Origin of the sequence: Caballeronia sp. LZ016, assembly GCF_031450805.1 — a bacterium.
GTDB lineage: Bacteria > Pseudomonadota > Gammaproteobacteria > Burkholderiales > Burkholderiaceae > Caballeronia.
In genome coordinates this window covers 2,708,980-2,735,963 of the sequence record NZ_JARTVY010000001.1, presented here as the reverse complement: position 1 = coordinate 2,735,963, position 26,984 = coordinate 2,708,980, and the positions used below count along the sequence as shown (strand labels likewise).

The 26,984-nt window shown below is 66.6% G+C and carries 14 protein-coding genes; 7 read left to right on the top strand and 7 right to left on the bottom strand.

What is annotated here, in order from left to right; genetic code table 11:
* Positions 1–61: 61 nt before the first annotated feature.
* The 5 genes from P9220_RS12965 to P9220_RS12945 form a co-directional block, all read right to left on the bottom strand.
* Positions 62–3,397 (bottom strand): efflux RND transporter permease subunit, encoded by a 3,336-nt coding sequence (locus P9220_RS12965; protein ID WP_309765214.1) that lies wholly within the window; start codon positions 3,395–3,397, stop codon positions 62–64.
* Positions 3,398–3,400: 3 nt separating this feature from the next.
* Complete coding sequence (locus P9220_RS12960) at positions 3,401–6,523, bottom strand: MdtB/MuxB family multidrug efflux RND transporter permease subunit (RefSeq protein ID WP_309765213.1); 3,123 nt, start codon at positions 6,521–6,523, stop codon at positions 3,401–3,403.
* 15 nt (positions 6,524–6,538) lie between these two features.
* Positions 6,539–7,894, bottom strand: a complete 1,356-nt coding sequence (locus P9220_RS12955; protein WP_309765212.1) for an MdtA/MuxA family multidrug efflux RND transporter periplasmic adaptor subunit — start codon at positions 7,892–7,894, stop codon at positions 6,539–6,541.
* A 325-nt stretch (positions 7,895–8,219) separates the two neighbouring features.
* The gene (locus P9220_RS12950; RefSeq protein WP_309765491.1) at positions 8,220–9,062 is read right to left on the bottom strand and encodes an IclR family transcriptional regulator; all 843 of its coding nucleotides are present in this window, start codon (positions 9,060–9,062) and stop codon (positions 8,220–8,222) included.
* 521 nt (positions 9,063–9,583) lie between these two features.
* Positions 9,584–9,883, bottom strand: coding sequence for a hypothetical protein (locus P9220_RS12945; protein ID WP_309765211.1), 300 nt, complete (start codon positions 9,881–9,883; stop codon positions 9,584–9,586).
* A 231-nt stretch (positions 9,884–10,114) separates the two neighbouring features.
* Between P9220_RS12945 and P9220_RS12940 the strand changes: the two genes are divergently transcribed.
* Positions 10,115–10,561 (top strand): hypothetical protein, encoded by a 447-nt coding sequence (locus P9220_RS12940; RefSeq protein ID WP_309765210.1) that lies wholly within the window; start codon positions 10,115–10,117, stop codon positions 10,559–10,561.
* An 88-nt stretch (positions 10,562–10,649) separates the two neighbouring features.
* A complete protein-coding gene (locus P9220_RS12935) occupies positions 10,650–13,214 on the top strand; it encodes a mechanosensitive ion channel family protein (RefSeq protein ID WP_309765209.1) in 2,565 nt (854 codons plus the stop codon).
* Between the two features lie 10 nt (positions 13,215–13,224).
* Here P9220_RS12935 and P9220_RS12930 read toward each other — a convergent pair whose 3' ends face one another.
* Complete coding sequence (locus tag P9220_RS12930; protein ID WP_309765490.1) at positions 13,225–13,767, bottom strand: cysteine dioxygenase family protein; 543 nt, start codon at positions 13,765–13,767, stop codon at positions 13,225–13,227.
* A gap of 163 nt (positions 13,768–13,930) precedes the next feature.
* Between P9220_RS12930 and P9220_RS12925 the strand changes: the two genes are divergently transcribed.
* Positions 13,931–14,404 (top strand): Lrp/AsnC family transcriptional regulator, encoded by a 474-nt coding sequence (locus P9220_RS12925; protein ID WP_309765208.1) that lies wholly within the window; start codon positions 13,931–13,933, stop codon positions 14,402–14,404.
* Between the two features lie 273 nt (positions 14,405–14,677).
* The gene (locus tag P9220_RS12920) at positions 14,678–14,899 is read left to right on the top strand and encodes a hypothetical protein (RefSeq protein WP_309765207.1); all 222 of its coding nucleotides are present in this window, start codon (positions 14,678–14,680) and stop codon (positions 14,897–14,899) included.
* Between the two features lie 8 nt (positions 14,900–14,907).
* Here P9220_RS12920 and P9220_RS12915 read toward each other — a convergent pair whose 3' ends face one another.
* Positions 14,908–17,361 carry an FUSC family membrane protein gene (locus tag P9220_RS12915; RefSeq protein WP_309765206.1) on the bottom strand — a complete coding sequence of 818 codons (2,454 nt, stop codon included), beginning with the start codon at positions 17,359–17,361 and terminating at the stop codon, positions 14,908–14,910.
* A gap of 221 nt (positions 17,362–17,582) precedes the next feature.
* Between P9220_RS12915 and recC the strand changes: the two genes are divergently transcribed.
* From recC to P9220_RS12900, 3 genes are read left to right on the top strand one after another with little or no spacing between them, the layout of a single operon-like run.
* Complete coding sequence (recC, locus tag P9220_RS12910; protein WP_309765205.1) at positions 17,583–20,978, top strand: exodeoxyribonuclease V subunit gamma; 3,396 nt, start codon at positions 17,583–17,585, stop codon at positions 20,976–20,978.
* Entirely contained in the window at positions 20,975–24,673 is a 3,699-nt protein-coding gene (gene recB / locus P9220_RS12905; protein ID WP_309765204.1) for an exodeoxyribonuclease V subunit beta, read from the top strand. Before recC ends, recB begins: the two co-directional genes overlap by 4 nt.
* Complete coding sequence (locus P9220_RS12900) at positions 24,670–26,973, top strand: AAA family ATPase (protein WP_309765203.1); 2,304 nt, start codon at positions 24,670–24,672, stop codon at positions 26,971–26,973. Before recB ends, P9220_RS12900 begins: the two co-directional genes overlap by 4 nt.
* The last annotated feature ends 11 nt before the right edge of the window (positions 26,974–26,984 follow it).

The following is a 26,984-nucleotide window of genomic DNA, read 5'->3' as shown; positions in this document are numbered from 1 at the left end:
GTTGCGGCTTGCCATCCTGAACAACGTACGCGATTTTCGGGGCGCGCGCCACGTCGCGTTGCTACTCGGCGGCTCCGGCCGCCTGCGCGCCGCCCTTGCGCCGCGCGCGCCGCGCTTCCGAGCGCAGCCGGATGCGGTCCATGTACAGATACACGACCGGCGTCGTATAGAGCGTCAGCATCTGACTGACGATCAGCCCGCCGACGATTGCAATGCCGAGCGGCGCGCGCATCTCCGAGCCTTCGCCGGTGCCGAACGCGAGCGGCAGCGCGCCGAGCAGCGCGGCGGCGGTCGTCATCATGATCGGGCGAAAGCGCAGGAGGCACGCTTCCTCGATCGCATCGCGCGATGTCTTCGCGCCGTTGCGCGTCGCCTCGATCGCGAAGTCGACCATCATGATCGCGTTCTTCTTGACGATGCCAATGAGCAAGATGACCGCGATCAGCGCGATGATGCTGAACTCCGTCTTGAAGAGCAGCAGCGCGAGCAGCGCGCCGACGCCCGCGGACGGCAGCGTCGAGAGAATGGTGATCGGATGGATATAGCTCTCGTACAGAATGCCGAGGACGATATACACCGCCGCGAGCGCCGCGAGAATGAGCAGCGGCTGGTCGTTCATCGATTGCTGGAACGCCTGCGCGGTGCCCTGGAAATTGCCGTGGATGGTCTGCGGCACGCCGATCTGCGCCATCGTCTCGTAGATGGCGGCGGTCGCCTCCGACAGCGACTTGCCCGGCGGAAGATTGAACGAAATGGTCGACGCGACGAACTGGCTCTGGTGATTCACCGACAGCGGCGTGTTCCCCGGCCCGAACTTGGCGATGGCCGATAGCGGCACCATCGTTTCCTTCGATGTCGATACCGCCGCCCCCGACGACGAACCCGACTTGCCGCTCGCCGCAATTGCGTTGGTGGCCGAATTGCGCACGGATTCGAGCGCGAGCGCGGCGGTCGTGTCCGACGTGCTCGTGGATGCCCCGCCCGCGCCGGTCGAACCGGTTGCCGAACTGGACGCCGTGCTCGTCGTGCTCGAGGTCGTTGTCGAATTCGTCGAGGCCGCGCCGCTCGCCGTGCCGCCCGACGTGCTGATGTAGATCTGCTTCAGCATTTCCGGGTCTTGCCAGTACTTCGGCGCGACTTCCATCACCACGTGATACTGCGACAACGCGTTGTAGATCGTGGATACCTGCCGCTGGCCGAACGCGTCGTAGAGCGTATTGTCGATCTGCGCGGGCTTGATGTTCAGGCGCGCGGCGGTCGCGCGGTCGAACGTGACCATCGCTTCGAGGCCGCCTTGCTGCTGGTCCGAGTTGACGTCCGTGAGTTCGGGGCGATGCTGCAGCGCCTCGGTCAGCTTCGGTCCCCACGTATAGAGGTCGGACGTGGTGTCGGAAAGCAGCGTGAACTGATACTGCGCGTTCGACTGCCGCCCGCCCACGCGAATGTCCTGCACCGCCTGCAGGAAGGTGCGCGCGCCGGCGACATCGGCGAGCGGCTTGCGCAGCCGGCTGATCACCTGATCGGCCGAGACCTTGCGCTCGTTTTTCGGCTTGAGCGAGATGAACATGAAGCCCGAATTCGTGGAACGGCCGCCCGTGAAACCGGCGACGCTATCGACGGCCGGGTCCGCTTCCACGATGCGCATCATTTCCGAGAACTTCGTCTTCATCGCCTGAAACGACGTGCTCTGGTCCGCCTGAATGCCGCCGACGATGCGCCCCGTGTCCTGCTGCGGGAAGAAGCCCTTCGGCACGATCACATACAGATAGACGTTCAGCGCGATGGTCAGGAGCAGCACGACCAGAATGAGCAGCGGATGCCCGAGCGCCCAGCCGAGCGTGCGCGCATAGCCGCGCTGCAGCCGGTCGAATTGCCGTTCGAGCCAGCGCGCGATCCGTCCTTCCTCGCGCTTTTCATGCGCTTCCTGCAAGAGGCGCGAGCACATCATCGGCGTGACCGTCAGCGACACGACGAGCGATACGGCAATCGCCAGCGACAGCGTGAGCGCGAATTCGCGAAACAGCCGGCCGACGATGCCGCCCATCAGCAGAATCGGCAGGAACACCGCGACGAGCGACACGCTGATCGACAGCACGGTGAAGCCGACTTCGCGCGCGCCGATGATCGCCGCCCGCCTGCGCGGCACGCCGTTCTCCACGTGACGCGCGATGTTTTCCAGCACGACGATGGCGTCGTCGACCACGAAGCCCGTCGCGATGGTCAGCGCCATCAGCGAGAGATTGTCGAGCGAGAAGCCGAGCAGGTACATCGCTGCGAAGGTGCCGATGATGGATATCGGCACGGCGACGCTCGGTATCAGCGTCGCGCGCCAGTTGCGCAGGAAGAGGAACACGACCATCACGACGAGCGCCACCGCGATCACGAGCGTCAGTTCGGTGTCGTGCAGCGATGCGCGGATGGTGGTCGAACGGTCGGCCGTGGGCGTGATCTGGACATCGGCGGGAAGGGCGGCCTGCAACTGCGGCAGCATGGACTTCACGCGGTCGATCGTCTCGATGATGTTCGCGCCCGGCTGGCGATACAGAATGACGAGCACCGCGCGCTTGTTGTTGATGAGGCCGAGGTTGCGCAGGTCTTCGACCGAATCGACGACTTCGCCCACGTCCGACAGCCTGACCGCCGACCCGTTGCGATACGCCACCACGAGGTCTTTGTACTGCGACGCCTTGCTCGCCTGATCGTTGGTGTAGAGCTGAACGCGCGTGCCCTTGAACTCGATCGCGCCTTTGGGGCTGTTCGCGTTCGCCGACGCGAGCGCCGCGCGCACGTCCTCCAGCCCGATGCCATAGTGAAACAGCGCGCCCGGCTCCAGTTCCACACGCACGGCCGGATTGGCCGAGCCGCTCACGTCCACTTCGCCGACGCCCGGCACCGTCGATAGCGTCTGCTGCAGCACGGTCGCGGCGGAGTCGTAGAGGGAGCCTGCCGTGCGTGTCGGCGATGAAAGCGCGAGCACGAGAATCGGCGCATCCGCGGGATTGACCTTGTGGTACGTCGGATTGCTGCGCAAGGAAGTCGGCAGGTCGGCGCGCGCCGCGTTGATCGCGGCCTGCACGTCGCGCGCGGCGCCGTCGATGTCGCGGTTGAGGCCGAATTGCAGCGTGATGCGCGTGCTGCCGACGGAGCTCATCGACGTCATTTCGCTCACATCGGCGATGCTGCCGAGATGCCGCTCGAGCGGACTCGCGACGCTCGTCGCCACCGTCTCCGGGCTCGCGCCGGGCAGCGACGCCTGCACGGAGATGGTCGGGAAGTCGACTTGCGGCAAGGGCGCGACCGGCAGCTTCACGAATGCGAACATGCCGGCGAGCGCGATGCCGATGGCGAGCAGCGTCGTCGCGACGGGCCGGTCGATGAAGAGGCGCGACAGGTTCATGGCTTACTCCACGTCGCTCGCGGGCCGGGCGTCGGGCAGGCCGCGTCCGAAGCGTGCGCGCAGGCGCTGGCCGAGCGAATCGAACGCGAGATAGATCACCGGCGTCGTGAAGAGCGTGAGCAACTGGGACACGATCAGGCCGCCGACGATTGCAATGCCCAGCGGATGCCTGAGCTCCGAACCCGCGCCCCAGCCGAGCATCAGCGGCAGCGCGCCGAGGAGCGCGGCCATCGTCGTCATGAGAATGGGGCGGAAGCGCAGCAGGCACGCCTGGAAGATCGCCTCGCGCGGCGCCTTGCCCTGATCGCGCTCCGCTTCGAGCGCGAAGTCGATCATCATGATCGCGTTTTTCTTCACGATGCCGATCAAGAGCACGATGCCGATGATCCCGATGATGTCCAGATCGTGCCCGGTGATCATCAGCGAGAGGAGCGCGCCGACGCCGGCCGACGGCAGCGTCGAAAGAATGGTGATCGGATGGATGAAACTCTCGTACAGCACGCCGAGCACGATATACATCGTGAGGATGGCCGCGAGGATCAGGAACAGTTCGTTCGACAGCGACGCCTGGAACGCGAGCGCCGCGCCCTGATAGCGAATCTGGAACGAAGCGGGCAGGCCGATTTCGTTCTTCGCCTGCTCGATCGCCTTCACCGCCGCGCCGAGCGATGCGCCCTTCGCGAGGTTGAACGATACGGTCGTCGCCGGGAACTGGCCGAGATGCGTGACGAGCAAGGGCGCTGCGCGCTCATGGAACTTCGCGATGCTCGAGAGCGGCACTTGTCCGTTCGTCGCGGTGGAAGAGGGCAGATAGATGCCGTTGAGCGTTTCGCTGTAGTGCGCGTCGCTCGGTTCGGCTTCGAGAATCACGCGGTACTGGTTCGATTGCGTGAAGATGGTCGAGATGATGCGCTGGCCGAAGGCGTCGTAGAGCGCGTTGTCGACGGTTGCCGGCGTGATGCCGAAGCGCGCGGCCGTCGCCCGGTCGATTTCAACGTACACGGACTGGCCGTTCTGCTGCAGGTCCGTGGCGACATCCGTCAGGATCGACGTATGTTGCAGCTTCTCGACGAGCTTCGGCACCCACTCCGCGAACTCGGTCGCGTTCGGGTCCGTCAGCATGAACTGATATTGCGTCGGGCTGACGGTGGAGTCGATCGTCAGGTCTTGCACCGGCTGCATGTACAGCTTGATGCCGGGGATATCCGCGACTTCGCTCTGAATGGTGCGGATGATTTCGCTCGACGTATTGCTGCGGTCGTCGCGCGGCTTGAGGTTGATGAGCATGCGCCCGCTGTTGAGCGTGATGTTCGTGCCATCGACGCCGACGAACGACGTGAGACTTTCGACATCCGCGTTCTCAAGAATCTTTTTCGCGAGCGCCTGCTGCTGCTCCGCGACCGCCTGATACGAAGCGGCCTGCGGCGCTTGCGTGATCGCCTGGATGACGCCCGTGTCCTGCGTCGGGAAGAAGCCCTTCGGAATGAACACGTAGAGCACGCCGGTCAGCACGAGCGTGAGCACGGCCACAACCAGCGTCGCGCGCTGACGTTCCAGCACCCATTCGAGCGCGACCGCATAACGGCCGATCACGTATTCGATGAACCGGTGCGCGCGCGCCTCGAAACGCTTGCTGTCGCGCGGCGGCGTGTGGCGCAGGAGCTTCGCGCACATCATCGGGACGAGCGTGAGCGAGACGATCGCCGAAATCACGATGGTCACGGCGAGCGTGATCGCGAATTCGTGGAACAGCCGGCCGACGACATCGCCCATGAAGAGCAGCGGAATCAGCACGGCGATCAGGGAAACCGTGAGCGAGATGATGGTGAAGCCGATCTGCCGGCTGCCCTTCAGCGCGGCTTCGAGCGGCGGATCGCCTTCTTCGACGTAACGCGCGATGTTCTCGATCATCACGATGGCGTCGTCGACGACGAAGCCGGTCGCGATGGTCAGCGCCATCAGCGAGAGGTTGTCGAGCGAAAAGCCGCAGAGGTACATGACGGCGAGCGTGCCGACGAGCGACAGCGGCACCGACAGACTCGGAATGATGGTCGCGTAGACGTTGGCGAGGAAGAGATAGATGACCATCACGACCAGCACGACGGACAGCGCGAGCTCGAACTGCACATCGCGCACCGACGCGCGGATGGTCGTGGTGCGGTCGGTTACGACGCGCACGTCGAGCGCGGCCGGCAGCGATTGCTGCAGATTCGGCAGCAGCTTCTTGATGCCGTCCACCACCTGGATGACGTTTGCGCCCGGCTGGCGCTGCACGTTGAGAATGATCGCGGGCGTGGCATCGACCCACGCGCCGAGCTTCGTGTTTTCCGGACCCTGCACGATGGTCGCGACGTCGGTCAGCATCACCGGCCGGCCGTTGCGATACGCGACGACCGCGCTCTTGTACGCGTTCGCATCGGTCAGCTGATCGTTCGCGTTGATGGTGTAGGCGCGCGTCGGGCCGTCGAAGTTGCCCTTCGGCGTGTTGACGTTGAGATTCGAAATGGTCGTGCGCAGGTCGTCGATGTTCAGGCCATACGACGCGAGCGCGCGCGTGTTCGCCTGGATGCGCACCGCCGGGCGATTGCCGCCGCTGATCGACACGAGCCCGACGCCCGCCACTTGCGAGATTTTCTGCGCGAGGCGGGTATCGGCGAGATCCTGCACTTGCGTGAGCGGCAGCGTGTCCGAGCTGATCGCGAGCGTCATGATCGGCGCGTCGGCGGGATTCACCTTCGCGTAGATCGGCGGCGCGGGCAGGTCGGACGGCAGCAGATTGCCCGCCGCGTTGATTGCGGCCTGCACTTCCTGCTCGGCGATATCGAGCGGCAGGTCGAGGCTGAACTGCAGCGTGATGACCGATGCCCCCGCCGAACTCTGCGACGACATCTGGTTGAGACTCGCCATCTGCCCGAACTGCTTCTCGAGCGGCGCGGTAACGCTCGACGTCATCACGTCGGGCGACGCGCCCGGATAGAACGTCTGGACCTGGATGGTCGGGTAGTCGACGGCGGGCAGCGCGGAAAGCGGCAGAAAGCGCAGCGCGACGAGGCCGACCAGCATGATCGCCGCCATCAGGAGCGCCGTGCCGACCGGACGCAGGATAAAAATGCGGGAGGGATTCATGCGTTGGCCTGACCGTTACTGCGGCTGCTGCTGACGCCGATGATGACGCGTGCCGGACGCCGCCGACGCCGGCGCGGCGGCGGAAGCGCCCGAGGCGCCCGAGGCGCCCGACGCCCCCGCTGCCCGCTCCGCTGGAATCGTGATTTTCGCGCCTTCCTTCAGGCGGTCCGAACCGTCGATCACCACGCGCTCGCCCACTTGCAGCCCGGACTTGACGCTGGTGCGCTCGCCATCGACGGGGCCGGTCTTCACGTTGCGAACGGTCACGGTGTTGTCCGCCTTCACGACGTACACGAACGCGCCCGACGAACCGTTGAGCACCGCCGAAGTCGGCACGATGGTCGCGTTCCTGATCACATCGACGAGGAGCTTCGTGTTCACGAACTGGTTCGGGAACAGCATGCCTTCCTTGTTCTGGAACGTAGCGCGCAGCTTGACCGTGCCCGTCGTCGTGTCGATCTGATTGTCGACGGTCTCCAGATAGCCGGCTTCGAGCGCGGTGGTGTTCGCGCGGTCATAGGCCGTCACCGACATCTTCGTGCCTGCGTGCAGCGGCTTCAGGATCGCGGCGAGATTGTCTTCGGAGGTCGTGAAGATCACGCTGATCGGCTGCAACTGCGTGATGACGACCACGCCGTTGGTATCGCCCGTCGTGACGTAATTGCCCGGATCGACCTGCCGCAGACCCACGCGCCCCGATACCGGCGCGGTGATGCGCGCGTAAGTCAGATCGAGCTTGTAGGTATCGACGTTGGCCTGATCGGACTTCACCGCGCCTTCGTACTGCTTGACGAGCGATGCCTGCGTGTCCACCTGCTGCTTCGCGATGGAGTCCTGCGAAAGCAGCGTCTGATAGCGCTGCAAATCGAGGCGCGCGGTCTGCAGCAACGCCTGATCGCGGGCGAGCGTGCCTTCGGCGTTGCGCAATGAAATCTCGTACGGGCGGGGGTCGATCTGCGCGAGAAGGTCGCCCTTCCTGACCATCTGACCTTCGGTGAACGCGACGTTCATCAGCGTGCCGTTCAACTGGGTCTTGACCGTGACGTTCGCGAGCGGCGTGACCGTGCCGAGCGAGTTGATGACCACGGGCATCTCGCCTTGCGAGACGGTCGCGACATGCACCGGCTGCGGCTGGTTCATCGGGTTCGCGCCGCGCCGTGCGCCCTGACGCGCCTCCTGCGGCTGGCCGGACGTGCCGCCGCGATTCCACGGATGCCACCACGCCACCGCACCCGCGACGATCAGCACCGCGACGACGAGCGGCACGAGCCGGCGACGGCGCGGCGGCGCAGCAGTGACGGGCGGGGCGGGATCGGCGGGGCGCGTGGGCTTCTGGCGTGATTGCGCGGGAGTGGTCTTTTGGTCGTCCATCGTTTGGTGGCTGGGTCTTTCCAAGTCTGTCGTACGGGGCGCGGATGGGCGGCATCTCGCGATGCGGTCGGGGCGGGGTCCGGGAAGGTCGGCGGCGGGCGCCACGCCCGTCCGTTCAGGAAAAGCCGATGTAAGCAGGGCTTCGGCCAAGGGTCCCGGCGCGGCCCCGGTGCGCGCGAAGCATGATGCTACGTCTCGCGCCCATGCCCGTCCACCGGGCATTCTTTCTGTTGATTACGGGTGTAACACGCGGCCCTGAATGGGCCGAAGCGCGGCCGCGAGACGGCGTGCGACGGCAGGGGCCATCGTCGTCAGGCGCGTAAGTCTACTTGGTCTCGCGAGTGGACGCTCTCGCGCCCGGCGTGCCGCCGATTTCGCGCGCGATGTATTCGACGCATTCGAGCAGTGCGGGCGCGACGCTTTCGACGAGCGTTTCATGCGGACACTGATGCGCCGCTCCCCCGCAGTTGACCGAGTACCGCTCCTCCGACGGCCCGACGAAACCCGCGGCCACCGCGTTGAGGCCCAGATGCCATTCGCCGAGCGATATCGCGAAGCCGTGACGGCGCGCATCGTCGAGACCGCGTTGCAGGCCGCCCGCGATGGCCGGCCAGTCATCGCCCGATGCGGTCTGCAGGCTGCCGATCAGCGCCTGCCGGTCGTGATCGTCGAGCACCGACAGATACGCCCGCCCGATCGCCGTGCGGCTCAGGTCCATCCTGCCGCCGACATCGAGCCGTGAAACGAGCACGGCGGAACGCGGGCGGATTGCGTCGATGACCACCATCTCCAGCCGATCGCGCACGGCGAGATGCACGCTCAGGCCGGTGCGCTCCGCGAGCGCGATGAGAAAGGGCCGCGCCCTTGCGCGAATGTCGAAGTTGCGCAGGAAGCCGTTGCTGAGTTCGAGCACCGACGCCGTCAGCACGAAACGCTCGCTGTCGGGCAAGCGAAGGAGCAAGCCGGCGCCTACGAGCGTCGCGGTGATGCGCGAGACCGTCGGTTTCGGGATGCCGGTCCAGTCGGTCAGCTCGCGATTGCTGACGGGCGCGTCGGCGGCGGCGATCCGGCGCAGCACATCGAGGCCACGGGCGAGCGCAGTGACCTCATCGCCATCCTTTTCTTTTGCTTTTTCCCGGCTCGACGACCGGCTGCTCATCGTGTGCATTTGCATAATGAAACATCGTTTCGAACGCGAGGTTTCGCGAAAGTCAGCTGTTGCGCGGCTTCAAACTTGCAAGCCATGCAAGTACCGATGATAAGTGGTATCGATCACGTTACTTTTCGATGATACGTCCCCGCAACACCGCTGTCGGGCAGATGCCCGGACGCCGAAATTTTGCTTGACTTGAGCAGTGATCCCGTAAAAAATGGAATCCGATTTCGAAACCGGGGTGACGTGCACAGTCGCTTACCGCCTCGGGCTTCGATTACCGGCTCTCAGGTTCTAGCACGGCCCTCGGAATGGCTAGAACTTTTAAGGCGCTACGGCAACGTAGCGCCTTTTTTTTTTCGCCCGCGGTTTTTGAATGCCGGACTCGACTTGGAGTTGAGCTGGCCCTGAATATACGCTCAAAGCGCATGAGGCGCTTACCGTTGCGCCGGTGAAAGCGGGAGGCCTGTAAATGCGCCGGCGTATAGCGCGTGACGGTTCGCCGGTAGCGACTGATCGCCCCGGCAAATGCGCGCTTAGTGCAGTTCGGTGAACACGCGGCGCTGGCGGAGTAGCAGCTTGCCGCGAACCAGCCAATAAACGCTCGCGACGAGCAGCAGCACGGCGACGCCGAGCGGCACCAGGGGATGGATGCGTTCCGGCGAGGGCTGGCTCGTGGCGACGAGCAGCGCGGCGAACAAGGCGCCGCCGGCCTGATAGTAGGAGCGCTTCGCGAGGATGCGCCGCATGCGATGGGTGGTGAAACGGGAGACGGGTGCGCGGGTGAATGGTTCGAAAAGCATCAGCCCGGCGACGAGGGCGATGGAGACGTTCATATAAAGCATGGTGTTGACGATGATGGGGAGGGCGTGGACTGCAGCGGAATATATGCCGATGCATCGCCGACCAAAACCAGAAGTCTCCTAAATGTAGAGGGAAGACTCTACTGCTCATCAGATTCCGCCGACGGCGCGCGTCAAGCGAGTTCCCTCGTCATGCAAGCTTCGCGGTTCGCGGCAATCCGGACAGCGTATGATGAGCGCGCGTTTTCACGTAGGAGCAAGACCATGCAGACGACCCCTTTCGCTCGCGTCGCGATGGCGCTTATGGCGCTCGGCGTGCTGGCCGCGTGCGAGAAGCACGACGCCACCGCGGGCCAGGCCGCGAGTGCGCTCAATAACCTCGCGAGCCAGACCAACCAGAAGTTCGATCAGGCGGCGAGCTACGTCGGCCAGAAAGTGGATGCCGCAAAGCAGTCCGCGCAACAGGGCATGGACAAGGCGGGCGCGATGCCCGACCTGTCGGCGAGCGGCGTCGCGGCATCGGCACGGGCCAACCTTCAGGGTGCGGCGAGCGCCACCAACGCCGCCATCGCCGATGCCGCCAGCGCGACGGGCGCGGGTCTGCAGTCGGCAGGACGCAAGCTGCAGGAGTGGTCGGCGAAGGATGGCGGCGCATCGGGGGCGAGTCCCTCCGCCGATTCGTCCGGTACGCGCACGGACATGGACAAGTAGGCCCGGGCTAACATTCCGTTACGTCCGCGATGCGCGCCGCGCCGGGGTCAGCCGGTAAACTGGCGAGCTTTCGGAAATCGAGACCGTTATGAAGTCACGCAAGCTCGCGCATGGCGGCGCGCTGGCGTTCGTCGCGAGATCCCGGATGCCGGCTTTCGCCGTGGCGCGCGTGTTGTCGTCGCTTGTTCTTGCCGTGCTGGTCCTGCTGACGATCACCCCCGCGCACGCCGCTCCCGCGCTCGATCTGCCCACTTTTCAGGAACTCATCGCGCCGCCCGCGCCGTCGTCGTCGACGCAGGCGGTCGGTGCATCGGCGCCGGTCGTGTCGGATGCCGACATGCTGCACTCGCTCGACACCGTCATCGCGACGCTCGACAACGACCGCCAACGCACCGCGCTCGTCGCGCAACTCAAGCGCCTTCGCGATGCGAAGCACGCCGCCGCCGCCGCATCCCCCGCATCGTCCGCCGATACCGCGCCTCCCGCCGCCGGTGCCGCCGCCAGCGCCCCGGCGAGTGCGCCGACGCCCTCGGTGGTGGCGAGCATCGCGCAGAACGCGGGCTTGCTCGGCGCGATCGCATCGGCGGTCACGAGCATCGAAGCCGACGTGAAGCGCGGCAAGACGCCGCTCGCCTACTGGGGCGGACGCTTCAACGCGGCGGGCAACGAACTGTTCACGATCGTCTCCAGCCAGAGCCGGGAGCCGTTCGGCCGCACGTTGTTCAACTTCTTCGCGACGCTCGCCGGCTGGGGCGCGTGCGCCTTCGTGCTCGTGTATGCGCAGCGGCGCGTGTCGAGCCGCTACGGCGTCGAAGTGTCGCTGCATTCGAATCCGACGACGCGCGAACTGCTGCTTTTCGCGATGCGCCGGGTCGCGCCGTATCTGATCGCGTTTCTCGCGGCGCTGACCTTCGCGCATCTGATGCCGCAATCGCTCGGCCGCACGCTCGCGATGGTCACCGCCTACGCGATGGTCGCCGGCGCGGTGTTCTCGGCTATCTGTCTCATCATGTTCTCGCTGTTCGGCTCCGCGCACCGGCGCGTCGCGGTCAACGTGCTCATCATCCACGCGCGGCGGCTCCTGTTTCTGATCGGCACGCTCGGCGCGCTTGGAGACGCCGCCGCGAACTACGACGTCGCGCAGCAGCTCGGCACCAATCTCTCCGCGCTGATTTCGACCTTCGCGAACATGGCCGCCGCCGCGCTCACCGCCTGCTTCGCGCTCGCCTTTCAGCGGCCGGTCGCGCATCTGATCCGCAGCCGCACGTACGAGCAGCGGCACACGCGCAAGGCCGCGACCGAAACGTTCGATGTGGTCGCCTCGCTGTGGCAGCTGCCGCTCTTGCTGCTCGCGTCCGCGTCGGTGGTGGCGACGCTCGCGGGCATCGGCACATCCGAGAACGTGCTGCAGATGGCGATCGCGACCGCGGGCCTGCTGGTCGTCGCGTTCTTCCTGTCGGCTATCGTGATCCGCATCACGCGGCCGAAGTCGCGCCGGCCGCGCCGCCAGTCGGCGTACGTGCGACGGCTCGTCAAGTTCTTCGGCACGCTCATCGTCGTCGGCGTGTGGCTCGCGTTCCTCGAAGTGTCGTCGCGCTTCTGGGGCTTCTCGCTCGCGGACATGGCCGAGCGCAGCGTCGCGGCGCGCGGCATCACGCACGCCGTCGGCATGATCGTGCTGACGTTCTTCGTGGTGTGGCTCGTGTGGATTCTGATCGATACCGGCATTCAGGAAACGCTCAAGCCCGAATCCTCGCGGCGCGGCGGGCGCGGCCCGAGCATGCGCGCGCGCACGATGCTGCCGCTCCTGCGCAACGTCGTCTTCGTCGTGCTGCTGATGATCGCGGCGATCGTCACGGCGGCGAACCTCGGCCTCAACGTGACGCCGCTGCTCGCTGGCGCAGGCGTGATCGGTCTCGCGGTCGGTTTCGGCGCGCAATCGCTCGTCGCCGATCTGATCACGGGGCTTTTCATCATCATCGAGGACACCATTTCCGTCGGCGATTCGATCGAAGTCGAAGGCGGGCACGCGGGCATCGTGGAGAGTCTGACGATCCGCACCGTGCGCCTGCGCGACGGGCAGGGCGCGATTCACGCCATTCCGTTTTCGCAGATCAAGACGGTGAAGAACCTGTCGCGCGATTTCGCCTATGCGGTGTTCGAAGTGCGCCTGCCGTTCTCCGCCGATGTCGACGCCGTCACCGAAATGATCCGCGAAGTCGGCGCGGAGCTGATGGACGATCTGCGCTACCGGCGCGAAATGCTCGGGCCGGTCGAAGTGTGGGGACTGGATCGTTTCGATCCGAACTGGATGGTCGTGAAAGGCCAGATCAAGACGCGGCCGCTGCAGCAATGGAGCGTCGCGCGGGCGTTCAATCTGCGCATCAAGCGCAAGATGGACGAAGCCGGCATGCAGATTCCGGTGCCGCAAATGCACGTGCAGATGTCGCGTGATGCTGCCGCTTCAGGCGAACGCGACACGCAGCCGAGACGCATCTGGATCGACGAGGAAGCAGCGGACGATGCCGCCGAAGGCGTGCGGGCAGCGGCGCTCGACGTATCGCACGAACCGCGGCCCGCGCCGCCCGCCACCGATCATTCGGTGCAGATTCCGCCGCAGATACCGACGGCGCCGGAACCCGGCAAGGGCTGAGCGCCGAAGGTCAGGCGGCGAGCAGATCGTTGACGTGCGTGGCGATATGCTCGCCGGCGACGCCATAGACGTGAATCGACACGGCGCGCGTGCCGGCATCGGCGGGATTGCCGAGTCGATGGATCGCGCCGCGTCCCGCATCGACGAACGATACCGCGCCCGGCGCACGCGGATGACGGCGCGTTTCCAGCGCGCAATGCGTATCGGCATCCCAGCGATAGAGCGTTTCGGCAAGCGTGCCGTCGATGACCGCATAGCCGCACCACGTCCGGTGGCCATGCACCGGACTCGCTTGCCCCGGCTCCCAGACGAGCGCGGCGATCGCGTAGCGGTCGAGCGGATCGGCGGCGAGCAGATGACGGCGATAGCCGCGCGCGTCGCCAATGCGCTGCTGCGCGTCGAGCAGGCCGGGATCGGCGATCGCCTGCGCCAGCGCCGCGCGCACTCGCGCCCCGAACGATGCGTCGCCGGCTTCGAACGCGGCATCGATGTCACTGCAGAGCCGTTGCAACGCCGGATTGGCGTGGCGCCAGGCGTGCAGTGCGGCGCGCATGTCGCCGTTTTGCAGCGCCGGGCGATCGGAAGTTGGCAGCTTCATGGGAAATCTGGGATCAGGATTCGAGCCTCCATTTATATCGGCTTGCATCTGGAATTTGTTTTCATATAATTCCGCCGATGCTTCGAAAAAGAGAAAATTAATCTATCGGGGATGCAGTATGGGAATGGACCTCATCGACCGCAAGTTGCTTGAATTGCTTCAGAGCGACGTGACGATGCCCGTCGCGGAGCTGGCCCAGCGTGTCAATCTTTCGCAGACGCCTTGCTGGAAGCGCGTGCAGCGCCTGAAGGAGACCGGCGTGATCCGCGCACAGGTGGCGCTGTGCGATCCGAAGAAGCTGGGCGTCGGCACGACCGTGTTCGTCGCGGTGCGGACGAATCAGCACACGCAAAGCTGGGCGGACGAATTCACGCGCGCCGTGCGCGACATACCGGAAGTGGTCGAGGTGTATCGGATGAGCGGCGAGACGGATTATCTGCTGCGCGTGGTGGTATCCGATATCGACGATTACGACCGCGTCTACAAGCAGCTCATCCGCGCGGTGCCGCTTTACGACGTGAGTTCGAGCTTCGCGATGGAGCAGATCAAGTACTCGACGGCGCTGCCGGTGCGGCCCGCAGCGGACGCCTGAGCGCGCGGCGAAAGAAAAGCCGCCCGGGGAGGGCGGCCGAACACGTCCGGTCACGAGGTATCCCTTCGAGCCCCTGGCGCTTGAGGGATCGGACGCGCATGGAATCCGCTCGAGTATGGTCAACAGGGCGAGGTTCGTTCAAGCGGGATGGTGCAGCACAGAATTTCGCGAGTGTCGTTCGCGTAGTGAAACGGCGCTCGCAACCCAACTGAAATCGAAGCCGGGTACGATGTCGGTTTCATCTCGAAAACTCTGAACGAGCCGCCGCGCCCCATGACCGACGACCCACGCAATCAGCGCCCGAACGCGCCGCAGAAAAAGAAGAATCCGACTTTGGGGATCAGCGTGTTCATCGTCGTGGTGTTGCTGCTCGTTATCTTCACGCTGCTCTTCAACGCGATCCGCGAAAAGCGCGAATTCGACGAGCAGACCGCACCGCCCGCCGCCGCAAGCGATGCGCGGTCCGCGCTTCCCGCGACGGGCGCATCGCAATAACACTGCGCTCAGGACGGCAGATGGATTTGCGCCGCGTCCTTGCGAATCAGCGTCGACGCCGTGAGCATCTGCTTGCACTGATGCGCAAGCAGCTTGAGATCCTGAATGGCATCGGCGGGTAGCGACTGCGCGCGTTCGGCGCTCGCGACCATCGTATCGAGATCGCGGCGCAATTCCTTGATCGCATCGGGGGGCGGCGCGCCGTCATCGTCGGATATCACGGCCTGCGCGTCCGACAGGTTGTCCCGCACGATGCCGAACGCACGCTGCACCGGCTCGAAGGGCTTCGGATCGGCATTGTCGATCGCTTGCAGCAGCGGCGCGGCCGCCGTGATCTGCGATGCGAGCACATGGCTTTGCACGAGCAGATCGTTCAGCTCGGCGACGTACTTTTGCTGCGGCTTCGGCTCCAGCATCATGCGCTGAAACGCCTGGGCCAAATTCGCGAACGCGACGTGCACGTTCTTGCGCGCAAGCCGGTAGCGGAAGTCGCGGTCCAGCGCCGTCGCCGCGACGGTCGCCGCAGCCGAGCCGCCCTTGCTCGCGGTGGCAGCCGTGCTCTCCCCGATGTTGACCGACGACAGCCGCTCCGCCGTCGCGCTCGCGGCCTTGATGGCGGGCGCGTCGCTGACGGCGTCGGCTTTCGCTTCCACGGCTGGCGCGAACGCGTGCGCGGCGCTCGCGTTGGCATCGGCGAAAGCGGCGCTCGGCACGGATGAGGGCGCACGCGATGCAGCGCTTGCCGCCTTCGTCTTCCACGACCAGCTCGCTTCCAGATAATTGCGTGTCGCGCCGAGCAGGTCCTTCACGAGCTTGCCCATCAGCCGATACTCCCAGTACGGGAACAGATGACTGGCGGCAATGGCGATCGCGCAGCCGACGACCGTGTCGATGGCGCGCTCGCCGATCAGCCGCAAGCTGCCCGGCGCGAGCAGATGGAACATCAGCAGCACATAGGACGACGTGAAGACCACGCTGCCCGCGTAATTGAAGAGGAGCAGGCTGTAGCTCATGACCATCGACGCGAACATCGCGACGAGCAGCACATGCGGGTCCTTGACGACGAGTATCAGCGCGATGGTCACCGCGCAGCCGATCGCCGTGCCGATGATCCGCTGCGTATTGCGCTGCTTGGTCAGCGAATAGCCCGGCTTCAGGATGATGACGGTGGTCATGACGATCCAGTATGCGTTCGTCAGCGGCAGCAGCCGCCCGAGCCAGAAGCCGATGCCCACCGCAATGGTCACGCGCAGCGCATGGCGAAAACTCGGCGAAGACATCGTCAGATTCGAGAAAATCTGCCTGAACGGCACGCGGCGGCTCGATATGAAACGCGACAGCGCGTGATCGATCTGCAGTTCGGTTTCGCTGAGGCTCGCGTCGTCGTGCGTGCGGCGGCGCATCTTGTCGATCAGGCGCGTGGCGCTCCACAGGCGCCGGAACACGGCCGCCGCCGCCGCATACGCCTCGGGATTCTTCTCGGGCAGCGCGTGCTTGCGCATCAGTTCGAGCTCGTATTCGATCGCGCGCAACTCGGCCTTCATGCTGACGTGCTTCGACGCGGGCCGGTTCTGCAGCACCGCCAGGCCGATTTCCTCCAGGTCCTCGCCGGCCTTGCGCATCAGGTCGCGATAGAACACGAGCACGTCCGATCCGGCGAACGTCCTGCGCACGAGCGGATAGTCCGTATGCGCGCCGACGAAGAACTCGTGCAGGTCCACGATGTTGATGAAGAGATTGAAGAGCCGGGCGCGCCGCGCATCGAGCCTGCGCGTCTGGACCTTCGGCAGATTGCGCAACACGATTTCCCGCGCGCCTTCCTGCTGCTCCACCGCCGCGATCTGCTTTTCGATGAGCTTTCGATAGCACTCGTCGAGGTCGGCGTCGACGTCATAGAACTCGGCGCGCGCCTGCAGATACTCCGCGCAGCTGAAGATGCTCTGCGCGAGCGCCTGCCGCTCGATGCGATACACGAGCAGATGCGAGACGAGCGTCGCCCAGTACGTGTACCAGAGGCCGCCGAGCAGTATCCACGACGCGTTGATGAGCGCCTGCATCGGCGTGAAATGCTCTTCCAGCGTGACGATCATCATGAAGAGCGTCGCGAAGCTGATCTGCGGCCAGCGGTTGCCGTAGACGACGATCAGCGAGAGCACGAACGTGAGCGGCACGACGGTCAGCCAGAGCGTCACCGGATGGGCCGTCGCAATGCCGGTGGCGAGCGCCGAGAAAAAGCCGATGAACGTGCACGCGAGCATCTCGTTGTGCTTGTGCTTGAGCGGCCCCGGCATGTCGACGACGCACGCGCCCAGCGCACCCGTGGCGATCGTGAAGCCGAGCTCGCGGTTGTGAAACACCGTGAGCATCAGCACGGCCGGAAGCGAAATGCCGAGCGCGCTGCGCAAGCCGCCGAAGAAGTACTGGCTGTAGACGAACTTTCTGATTTCGAACGAGTAACGCATCGACTTCCTGTATGGACGCGCGAGTAAGCGGGCAAAGGGCAAACGGCAAAGGCGGGCAAGGGCGACGTCGAGTCTAACGCAACTCGACGAGGCTTCGGACCTTGGCCGAACGGCCAGGTTCTCGGCGCGAAGTCGCTTTGTTATGCTGACGCTTGATTTGACAAAGCTTTGCGTTTTACGCCTTGCTCGTCCGTCCGGCAGCGCATCCAATCCCGCCCTTCATGCTTGAACTCTTCTATTCGAACCGTCACGAAACGCTCGCCGCCGCGCTTTTCGAGGACCTCGACGCATTCGCGATGCGCGAGGGCGATCCCTTCGCGCGCGAGTCGGTCATCGTGCCGAGCGCAGCCCTGCGCCGCCGGCTCGAACTGGACATGGCGGAGCGTTTCGGCATTTGCGCGAACGTCGATTTCTGCTATCTCGCGCAGTGGCTGTGGGCGCAGATCGGCCGCGTGCTGCCGGTGCCCGCGCGTTCGCCGTTCTCGCCGGACCGGCTCGCGTGGCGCTGCTATCGCCTGTTCGACGAGCCGTCGTTCAGCGAAGCGCCGCGCCTGTCGACCTATCTCGATGCCGCCGACGATTCCATGCGCTACGAACTCGCGCGCCGCATCGCGACGGTATTCGACCACTATCTGACGTATCGCCCGGAATGGCTCACGCACTGGCAGGCGGGCGGCTCGATTCTCGCGGGCAATGGCAGGCAGACGGACCTTCGCGGTCCGCGGCTCGCAGGCGCAAGCGAGATTCAGCGTCAGGACGAACGATGGCAGTCCGCGCTCTGGCGCGCGTTGCTGGCAGACCTGACGGCGCCCGACGCCGGTCACGACCCGACGCCGCCGGCGTATCGCTTTCTGGCCGAAGCGCCGCGCTTCGATCTCGATACCGCGATGCGCGCCGAATGGCCGAGCCGCATCAGCGTTTTCGCGCTGCCGACGATGCCGCCGCTGCATATCGCGTTGCTGCGCGAGCTGTCGAGGTGGATCGACGTGCGCATCTATGCGCTCAATCCGTGCCGCGAATTCTGGTTCGACATCGTGAGCCAGGCGCGCGTCGAGCAGCTCGAACTGAAGGGCGAGGCCGATTTTCAGGAGGTCGGGCATCCGCTGCTGGCGGAGTGGGGCCGTCAGACGCAGGCGCAGCTTCACATGCTGCACGAGCTGACCGAGAGCGCGGCATCGAGCGAGCGCGAACTCTTCCAAGAAAACACCGCGCCGACGTGGCTCGCGCGCGTGCAGAACGGCATCCTCACGCTCGACGAAGAGAACGCCGGGCCGCAAGCAGAAGACATTGTCGAGACGGGCGTGGAAGTGCATGTATGCCATAGCCTCTCGCGTCAGCTGGAAGTGCTGCACGACCGCCTGCTCGACTGGTTCGACTCGATAGAAGGACTCGAGCCGTCGGATGTGCTCGTCGCGTTTCCCGATCTCGCGGTGGCCGGCCCGCTGATCGACGGCGTGTTCGGCACCGCGCCCGCCGGCGCGAGCAACGAGCGCAGGCGCATTCCGTATCGCATCACCGGCTTGCCGCCGTCGCAGGCGAACCCGGTCGCGCGCGCGATGCTCGACTGGCTCGCGCTCGCCGAACGCGGCGTCGGCGCGCCGGAGCTGATCGAATGGCTGCGCGTCGACGCAATCGCGACGCGCTACGGCATCGATGCGCCATCGCTCGAAACGGCGCAGGAATGGCTCGCGGCGGCGGGCGCGCGCCGCGGTTTGCGTCCGGCCGAAGCCGCGGGCGAGCACGTGCCCGCCGCGCGTCACACCTTCGCCGATGCGCTCACGCGTCTCTATCTCGGCTACGCGCTGCCGGGCGGCGGCGCGCCGGTCGCGGAGTGGCTGCCGGTCGAGGGCGCGCAGGGGTCCGAGGCCGAATTGCTCGGACGCCTCACGCGCTTCATCGACGATATCGACGCTTTCGCCGCGCAGATCGCAACGCCGAAGACCGCGCGCGCATGGGGCGACTTGCTGCTCGATACGCTCGCGCGTTCCTTCGATGCAGGCGTCGCGTTCAACGACACCATCGGCGACGTGCGCCACGCGATCGACGCGCTGATCGTCGCAATGGACGAAGGCGCGCGCGGCACGGAGGTATCGGCGGCCGTGATCCGCACCGCGCTCACCGACACGCTCGACGATCCCGCGCGCGGCGGCGTGCCGTGGGGCGGCGTCACGTTCTCGTCGCTGACGAGCCTGCGCGGGCTGCCGTATCGCGTGGTGTGTCTGCTCGGCATGGACGACGGCATGTTGCCGAGCCTCACGCGCGCCGACGAATTCGATCTCATGGCGAGCTTCGGCAAGCTGGGCGACCGCCAGCGCCGCGACGACGAGCGCAATCTCTTTCTCGACCTGATGCTCGCGGCCCGCGACCGGCTGATGATCGCCTACACCGGGCGCAGCATTCGCGACAACGCCGTACTGCCGCCCGCCGCGCTCATCGACGAACTGCTCGATCATCTCGCCGAAGCCGTCGCGGGCAAGCACGCTGCGCCGGATGAACTGGCGAAGGCGCGGGCGTTGTTCGTTCACGAGCATCCGCTACAGCCGTTTGCGCCGGAGTATTTCGAGCCGCAAGGGCGTCTTTTCACCTACGAGCCGGAACGCGCCGAACTGGCGCGTGCGCTGGCTGCGGGGCGTGCGCAGGCAAGCGCGCCGTTTTTCGCGTCGCCGCTGCCGGCTGAGGACGAGGACGCGGATACCGTCGCTTTCGACGATTTCGTGCGCTTCTGGCGGCATCCGGCGCGGGCGCTGCTGCGGGATCGGCTGGGCATCGCGCTCGTCGATGCCGAGGCCGAGCTCGATGTCACCGAGCCGTTCGAACTCGGCTTCGCGGGCCGCGATGCGCTTGCCGCACGCGTGCTGCCGTCGCTGCTCGAAGCGGAAGATCACGTCGCGCACGACGCCCGCGAGCGAGCGCGTCATGTGGCGCGCACGAGCCCCGAGATGCCCGGCGGCGCGACGGGCGCCGTCTGGCAGACGCGCGAGATGCACGCGCTCGCGCAGCTCGCGGACCGCATCCGCGTCTCGGTGGCCGACGGTGCAGCGCGCTTGCCGTTTTCGCTCGACATTGCGCCGCGCTGGCCGGATACGGAAGGCGTCGCGCTCTTCGGCGCGCACGACGACGCGCTCATCGACGAACGGCCGCTCACGCTTTCCGGCACGCTCAACCGCCTGACGCCGCAAGGCCAGGTGATCTATCGCTACGACCAGCCGCGCGCCCGCGATTACCTATCTGCGTGGCTCGCGCATCTCGCGTATTGCGCGGCGCTGCCGGACGGCCCGCGCCGCACCATCTGGCACGGACGCGGCGCGCAGTCGTCGGATTTCGAGCTGACGTCCGTCGCCGATCCGCTCGCGCATCTCGGTGCGCTCGCGGCGCTGTATCGCGCGGGACGGCGCATGCCGCTGCGTTTCTTCCCGAAGAGCGCGTGGCTCAGGATGAGCGAAGGCGATGCGAAGGCGCACGCCGCGTGGGAATCCGATCGCGTGCGCGCGGAATCAGACGATCCCGCTTATCGCATCGCGCTTCGCGGTGAATCGCTCGCGCTCGACGACCGCTTCGCCGCGCTCGCGCGCATCGTTTTCGAGCCGCTTCGGCAACACCTGCAACGCGACGCATGATGACCACGGCAATCCAGGAACTCGACGTTTTTTCGTGCCCGCTCGACGGCGTCAACCAGATCGAAGCATCGGCCGGCACCGGCAAGACGTGGAACATCTGCGCGCTGTACGTCCGCCTGCTGCTCGAGAAGCAGTTGAGCGTCGAACGCATTCTCGTCGTCACATTCACGAAGGCCGCGACCGCCGAGCTGCACGAGCGCATCCGCACGCGGCTCGCGGGCGTCGCCCATGCGATCGAGAACGGCGATGCCGCCGGCGATCCATTCATCGAGCAGCTTTTCGAAACCACGCTCGCGGGCATCGATCCGAGCGAAGCGCTGCAGCGCATCCGCATCGCGCTGCATACCTTCGATCAGGCCGCGATTCACACGATCCACGCGTTCTGTCAGCGCGCGCTGCAGGAAGCGCCGTTCGCCGCCGCCATGCCCTTCGCGTTCGACATGGAAGCCGACGACAGCGCGCTGCGCTTTGAGCTTGCCGCCGATTTCTGGCGCGAGCGTGTGGAGCCTGCGGCGGCGCGCACGCCGTCGTTCGCGTCGTGGCTCGTTGCGAAGGGCGCGGGGCCGGCATCGCTCGATGCGCAGTTGGCGCGGCGTCTGAAGAAGCCGCTTGCGACGTTGCGCTGGGGCAAGAGCGAAGCCGAGCTTGCAGCCGAAGCCGTCGATGCCCGCGCGCTCTTCGACGAAGCCTGCGCCGTGTGGAACGCGGAGCGGGGCGCAATCGCGAAACTGCTTTTCGACGCCGAGGCGATGCTGAAGCAGACCTCGCACAAGCGTTCGATGATCGAGGCCGCGCTCGACGCCTGGGGAGAATATTTCGCCGATGCCGACTGTCACGCCGAGCCGCCGAAAGACGCGCTGAAGATCACCGCATCGGCGCTGGCGAAGGGCACGAAGGTCAAGCACGCGCCGCCCGCGCATCCGTTCTTCGAGCATGCGGAGACGCTCGCGGCGTCCGCCGCCGCAGCGGAAGCCGCGCAGCGCGCGATGTGGCTCGACATCGTGCGTGAATGGCTCGACTACGCGCCCGCCGAACTGTCGGCGAGAAAGCGTGCGCGGCGCGTCGTGTCGTTCGACGACCTGCTCTCGAACCTCCACCACGCGCTCGTCAGACATGCGTGGCTCGCGCAGGCGTTGCGCGAGCGTTATCCGGCGGCGCTCATCGACGAATTCCAGGACACCGATCCTTTGCAGTACGCGATCTTCAACCGCGTGTTCGCGCCGCATGGGCCGCTGTTTCTGGTCGGCGATCCGAAGCAGGCCATCTACAGCTTCCGCGCCGCTGATTTGCACACGTATCTCGCCGCGCGCGACGGCGCGAGCGCGCGTTACACGCTCGCGGTGAACCAGCGGTCGACCCCGCGCATCATCGAGGCGTGCAATCGCGTGTTCGGCGCGAATCCGTCGGCGTTCATTCTCGATGGCCTCGACTATCAGCCGGTGCGCGCGGGCACGCGATCGCGCGGCCCCTTTGTCGATGCGACGCCCGCCGCCGCTTATTCCGATATCGCGGATTTCTGCGTGTGGATGCTGCCGCACGGCGATGCCGCGTTGTCGAAGGCCAACGCGCAGCGTGAAGCGGCTGAAGCGTGCGCCGCCGAAATCGCGCGGCTCTTGAAGGGCGCGGCGCGCGGCGAAGTGCGCATCGGCGACGAGGCGCTCAGTGCGGGCGATATCGCCGTGCTCGTGCAGACGCACCGGCAGGGCAGTCTCGTCAAGCGCGTGCTGGCGGCGTGGGGCATCGGCAGCGTTGAACTCGCGCAGGCGTCGGTGTTCGGCTCGCTCGACGCCGAGCAGATCGAGCGCGTGCTCGCCGCCATCGACACGCCCGGCGACCTGCGACGTCTGCGCGCCGCGCTCGCGACCGACTGGTTCGGGCTGGACGCCGCCGCGCTGTGGCGTCTGGAACATGCGGCATCGGCGGAAGAAAGCGGCGCGAGCGATTCGACGAGCTGGGTCGAGCGCTTCTCGCGCTATCGCACGATCTGGCACGAGCGCGGCTTCGCCGTGATGTGGCGCACGCTCGCGCGCGAACTCTCGATTGCGGCGCGGCTCGTCGCGCGCGCGGACGCCGAGCGCAGGCTCACGAACGTCAACCATCTCGCGGAACTGCTGCAGGCGCGCTCGGCGGAGCAGCCGGGCATCGCGCCGACCTTGCGCTGGCTCGCCGCGCAGCGCGCGCAGCGGGGCGGCGGGGAAGATGCGCAATTGCGCCTCGAATCGGACCGCAATCTCGTGCAGATCGTGACGATCCACAAGTCGAAGGGCCTGGAATACGCGGTCGTGTTCTGTCCGTTCCTGAACGACGGCGGCGCGCGCGACGCGTCGAAATCCGGCTTGCCCGATGCCCGCGAGTATCACGACGATGCCGGCGAAGCGGTGCTGCACTACGGAATCGACGACGACGAAGCGAAAGCGATCGGCGCGGCCATCGCGCGGGAGCAGGCGGCCGAGCGGGCGCGGCTCGTTTATGTCGCGCTGACGCGGGCGGTGTATCGCTGCTACGTGGTCGCGGGCGTCTACATTTCGAACGTCTCGAACAAGTCGACGAAGGAATCGCGCAGGAGCGTGCTGAACTGGCTCGCCGCGGGCTCGGGTCAGAACTTCGACGCGTTCTGCGACGAACCGCCCGACGAAGCGGGCATCGTCGCGGCGTGGCGCGCGCTCGAAGCGCAATCGGACGGCGCGATCGGCGTGACGCCGCTGCCGGTCATCGATAGCCGCGATCCGCTTGCGGCCGACAAGCCCGGCGCCCACGAAATCACCGCGCGCACCAACCGGCGACTCTTGCGCGACCGCTGGCGCATGGCGAGCTTCAGTTCGCTGGTGGCGGCGGGCGCGCGGGATGAGGCGAATCAGTCGCAGCCGGTCGAAGCGCGCCCCGATCACGACGAACTCGCCGATGCCGGCGCGACGCCCCTGCCAGCGCCGCCTTCCCGCGACGAAGCCGCGCTCGCCGACGACGACATCCTCGCGTTCCCGCGCGGCGCGGCGGCGGGCGAATGTCTGCATCGCATGTACGAGCTTGCGGATTTCACACAGCCGTCGACGTGGCCCGGAGCCGTGGACGATGCGCTGCGCGAGTATCCGGTCCCCGCGCCCGCGCCGCTCGCGCAGCGTCTTCGGCCGATGATGCTGCGGCTCATCGCCGACACGCTCGCAAGCGAGATCGCGCCGGGCATGCGGCTGTCGGGCGTCGCCAACGGGCGGCGCATGAACGAGCTGGAGTTTCTGTTCCCCGCGCCGTCGCTGGATTTCCCGGCGCTGCGCCGGCTCCTGGCCGCGCATGGTTATCCGGATGTCGCGCTGGAGACGGGCGCGCTGCGGGGCTTCATCAAGGGGTTCATCGACATGATCGTGCTGCACGGCGGGCGTTACTGGATCATCGACTGGAAGTCGAACCATCTGGGCGATGCCGCCGAGGACTACGGCGCCGCGTCGCTCGCCAGCGCGATGGCGCATCACGCGTATCACCTGCAGGCGCTCGTATACGTGGTCGCGCTGCATCGTTACCTGCGCGCGCGGCTCGCCGATTACGACTACGAGACGCATGTGGGCGGCTATCTGTATCTGTTCGTGCGCGGCGTGCGTCCCGACTGGCGCGACGGCGATGCCGCGAGCGGCGTGCATCGCGGGCGGCCGCCGCTGGAACTGGTCGAGGCGCTGGATCGGGCGATGTCGGGGGTGACGGCATGAGCACGGTCGAAACCATGAACGGGGCGCCGTCCGCCGCATCCGCTTTCGCCGACGAAAGCGCCGCGCTCGCCGAGGGTTTCGCGCGGCGCATCGGCGAACTGTCGCGATGGTCGGGCGCGGACGCGCGGGCCGTCGCGTGGGCCGAACGCGCGGCGCTCGCCATCAGCCGGGCGACGGCGCTCGGGCACGTCTGCATGCCGCTTGCCGCGCTCGCGCGGCGTCATGGCGAGAGCGTGCGCGAAGCACGCGATGCGCTGCTTGCAAGCGGCGTCGCGACGTTGGCGCGCACGCAGGCGCGCATCGATGCCGCGGCTCTGCGGCCGCTCGTCATCGATGAAGACGGCCGGCTCTATCTCGCGCGCTACTTCGATTACGAGCGGCGGCTCGCGGTCGCGCTGGTCGAACGGGCGCGCGGGGCGCGCATCGACGTGTCGCAGCGGGAACTCGCGCAGCAGGCCGGGCGGATCGCCCGGTACTTCGGGCAAGCCCCGGCCGATGACGACGATATCGACTGGCAGCGCGTCGCCGCGCTCGTCGCGCTGGCGGGGCGGCTGACCATCGTGAGCGGCGGTCCGGGAACGGGCAAGACGACGACGGTCGTCGGCGTGCTCGCGTGTCTGCTCGACGCCGACCCGACCTTGCGCATCGCGCTCGCCGCACCGACGGGCAAGGCCGCGCAGCGCATGCAGGAAGCGTTGATCGAGCGCGCGGACAAGCTGCCGCCCGAGCTGGCGGCGCGCCTGCCGCGCACATCGTTCACGTTGCAGCGGCTGCTCGGCGTGCTGCCGGACGGCGGTTTCCGGCATCATCGCGACAACCCGTTGCCGTATGACGTGATCGTGGTCGACGAGGCGTCGATGATCGACGTCGCGCTCGCGGCGCATTTGCTCGAAGCGGTTGCGCCGTCGAGCCGGCTCGTGATGCTGGGCGACAAGGATCAGCTATCGGCCGTCGAGGCGGGCGCGGTGTTCGCGGAACTGAGCGCGCAACCCACGTTCAGCGAGGCGGGCGCGAGGCGGATCGCAGGAGCGCTCGGCGTGGCGCTGGCGCGGTTGCGGGCGGCGTTGCCTGCTTCCGGCGCGGAAGGGCGCAGGAACGCAGCGGCCCTCGAGCGGCCGGGCGCTCGCATCGAAACTCGCGACGATGACTACGGCGACTTCTTCCCGGGCGATGACGATGGCGAGCGCGAGCCGTTCATCGACGCGCCCGTCGAAAGCGGTGCGGAGCAGGGCGACCTGTTCTCGAACGCCGCCGCCCGCGAGAGGGAACCGGCCGGCGCGCCGTCCCTTGACGCGTCACGCCCTCGCCACGAAGGTGCCGATGCGCCCGCGAACGCGTCTACCCCCGCGCGGCTCGCCAATGCACCGCACGCCGACGACGAAGGCTATGCCGACCTCTTCGCCACGCTCGAAACGGGCGCCAGTGAAGCGAACGAAACGCCCGCCGACGCGCCGCTCACCGACAGCGTCGTGTGGCTCGCGCGCAACTATCGCTTCGGACTCGATTCAGCGATCGGCCGCTTGTCCATCGCGATCCGCGACGGCGACGCGCAAGCCGCGCTCGATGCGCTCGACGCAACGCAGCCGGCCGCACCGGAAGCCTCCGCCGCCGTGCTCCTCGACGACGGTCACGCCACGCTGTCCGACCGCACGCTGGCGCATCTGGCGAAGGGATTCGCGCCTTATGCCGCCGCGCTCTCATCGATGCTGCAGGGCGAGCATCCGCCATCCGACGAAGCCGGGCTTTTCGATGCGCTCAATCGCTTCCGTGTGCTCTGCGCCACGCGCAAAGGGCCACGCGGCGTCGATGAAGTGAACGCGCGCATCGCGTCGAAGGTGCGCGAGCAGGCGGGCATCGCGCTTGCAATCGGAGCGCAGTGGTTCGCCGGGCGCCCGGTGATCGTCACGCGCAACGACTATGCGCTGGGGCTTTTCAACGGCGATATCGGCATTGCGCTGCCGGGGCCGAACGGCGCGCTGCGCGTCGCGTTCCGCATGGCGGACGGCTCGCTGCGTCATGTATCGCCGGCTGCGCTGCCGCCGCACGATACGGCGTTCGCGTTGACCGTTCACAAATCGCAAGGCTCCGAGTTCGAGCACGCGGCGCTCGTGTTGCCGGGCAGCTTCGTGCGCGTGTTGTCGCGCGAACTGGTTTATACGGCGATCACGCGGGCGAAGCGCCGTATCGAAGTCATCGGATCGGCGGCGATCTTCGCGCAGGCCGTCGATGCGCCGACGCGCCGCGATTCCGGTCTCGCCGCGCGAATGATGCGGCTGATGCACATGCACCATCGATCCTGAACGAAGGAGTT

Bases quoted from the DNA above. Each gene is read 5' to 3' on its own strand.
- P9220_RS12960 (WP_309765213.1), bottom strand. From the start codon at position 6,523: ATGAATCCCTCCCGCATTTTTATCCTGCGTCCGGTCGGCACGGCGCTC.
- P9220_RS12965 (WP_309765214.1), bottom strand. From the start codon at position 3,397: ATGAACCTGTCGCGCCTCTTCATCGACCGGCCCGTCGCGACGACGCTG.
- P9220_RS12950 (WP_309765491.1), bottom strand. From the start codon at position 9,062: ATGCACACGATGAGCAGCCGGTCGTCGAGCCGGGAAAAAGCAAAAGAA.
- recB (WP_309765204.1), top strand. From the start codon at position 20,975: ATGATGACCACGGCAATCCAGGAACTCGACGTTTTTTCGTGCCCGCTC.
- P9220_RS12920 (WP_309765207.1), top strand. From the start codon at position 14,678: ATGACCGACGACCCACGCAATCAGCGCCCGAACGCGCCGCAGAAAAAG.
- P9220_RS12945 (WP_309765211.1), bottom strand. From the start codon at position 9,883: ATGAACGTCTCCATCGCCCTCGTCGCCGGGCTGATGCTTTTCGAACCA.
- P9220_RS12925 (WP_309765208.1), top strand. From the start codon at position 13,931: ATGGGAATGGACCTCATCGACCGCAAGTTGCTTGAATTGCTTCAGAGC.
- P9220_RS12915 (WP_309765206.1), bottom strand. From the start codon at position 17,361: ATGCGTTACTCGTTCGAAATCAGAAAGTTCGTCTACAGCCAGTACTTC.
- recC (WP_309765205.1), top strand. From the start codon at position 17,583: ATGCTTGAACTCTTCTATTCGAACCGTCACGAAACGCTCGCCGCCGCG.
- P9220_RS12935 (WP_309765209.1), top strand. From the start codon at position 10,650: ATGAAGTCACGCAAGCTCGCGCATGGCGGCGCGCTGGCGTTCGTCGCG.
- P9220_RS12955 (WP_309765212.1), bottom strand. From the start codon at position 7,894: ATGGACGACCAAAAGACCACTCCCGCGCAATCACGCCAGAAGCCCACG.
- P9220_RS12930 (WP_309765490.1), bottom strand. From the start codon at position 13,767: ATGCGCGCCGCACTGCACGCCTGGCGCCACGCCAATCCGGCGTTGCAA.
- P9220_RS12900 (WP_309765203.1), top strand. From the start codon at position 24,670: ATGAGCACGGTCGAAACCATGAACGGGGCGCCGTCCGCCGCATCCGCT.
- P9220_RS12940 (WP_309765210.1), top strand. From the start codon at position 10,115: ATGCAGACGACCCCTTTCGCTCGCGTCGCGATGGCGCTTATGGCGCTC.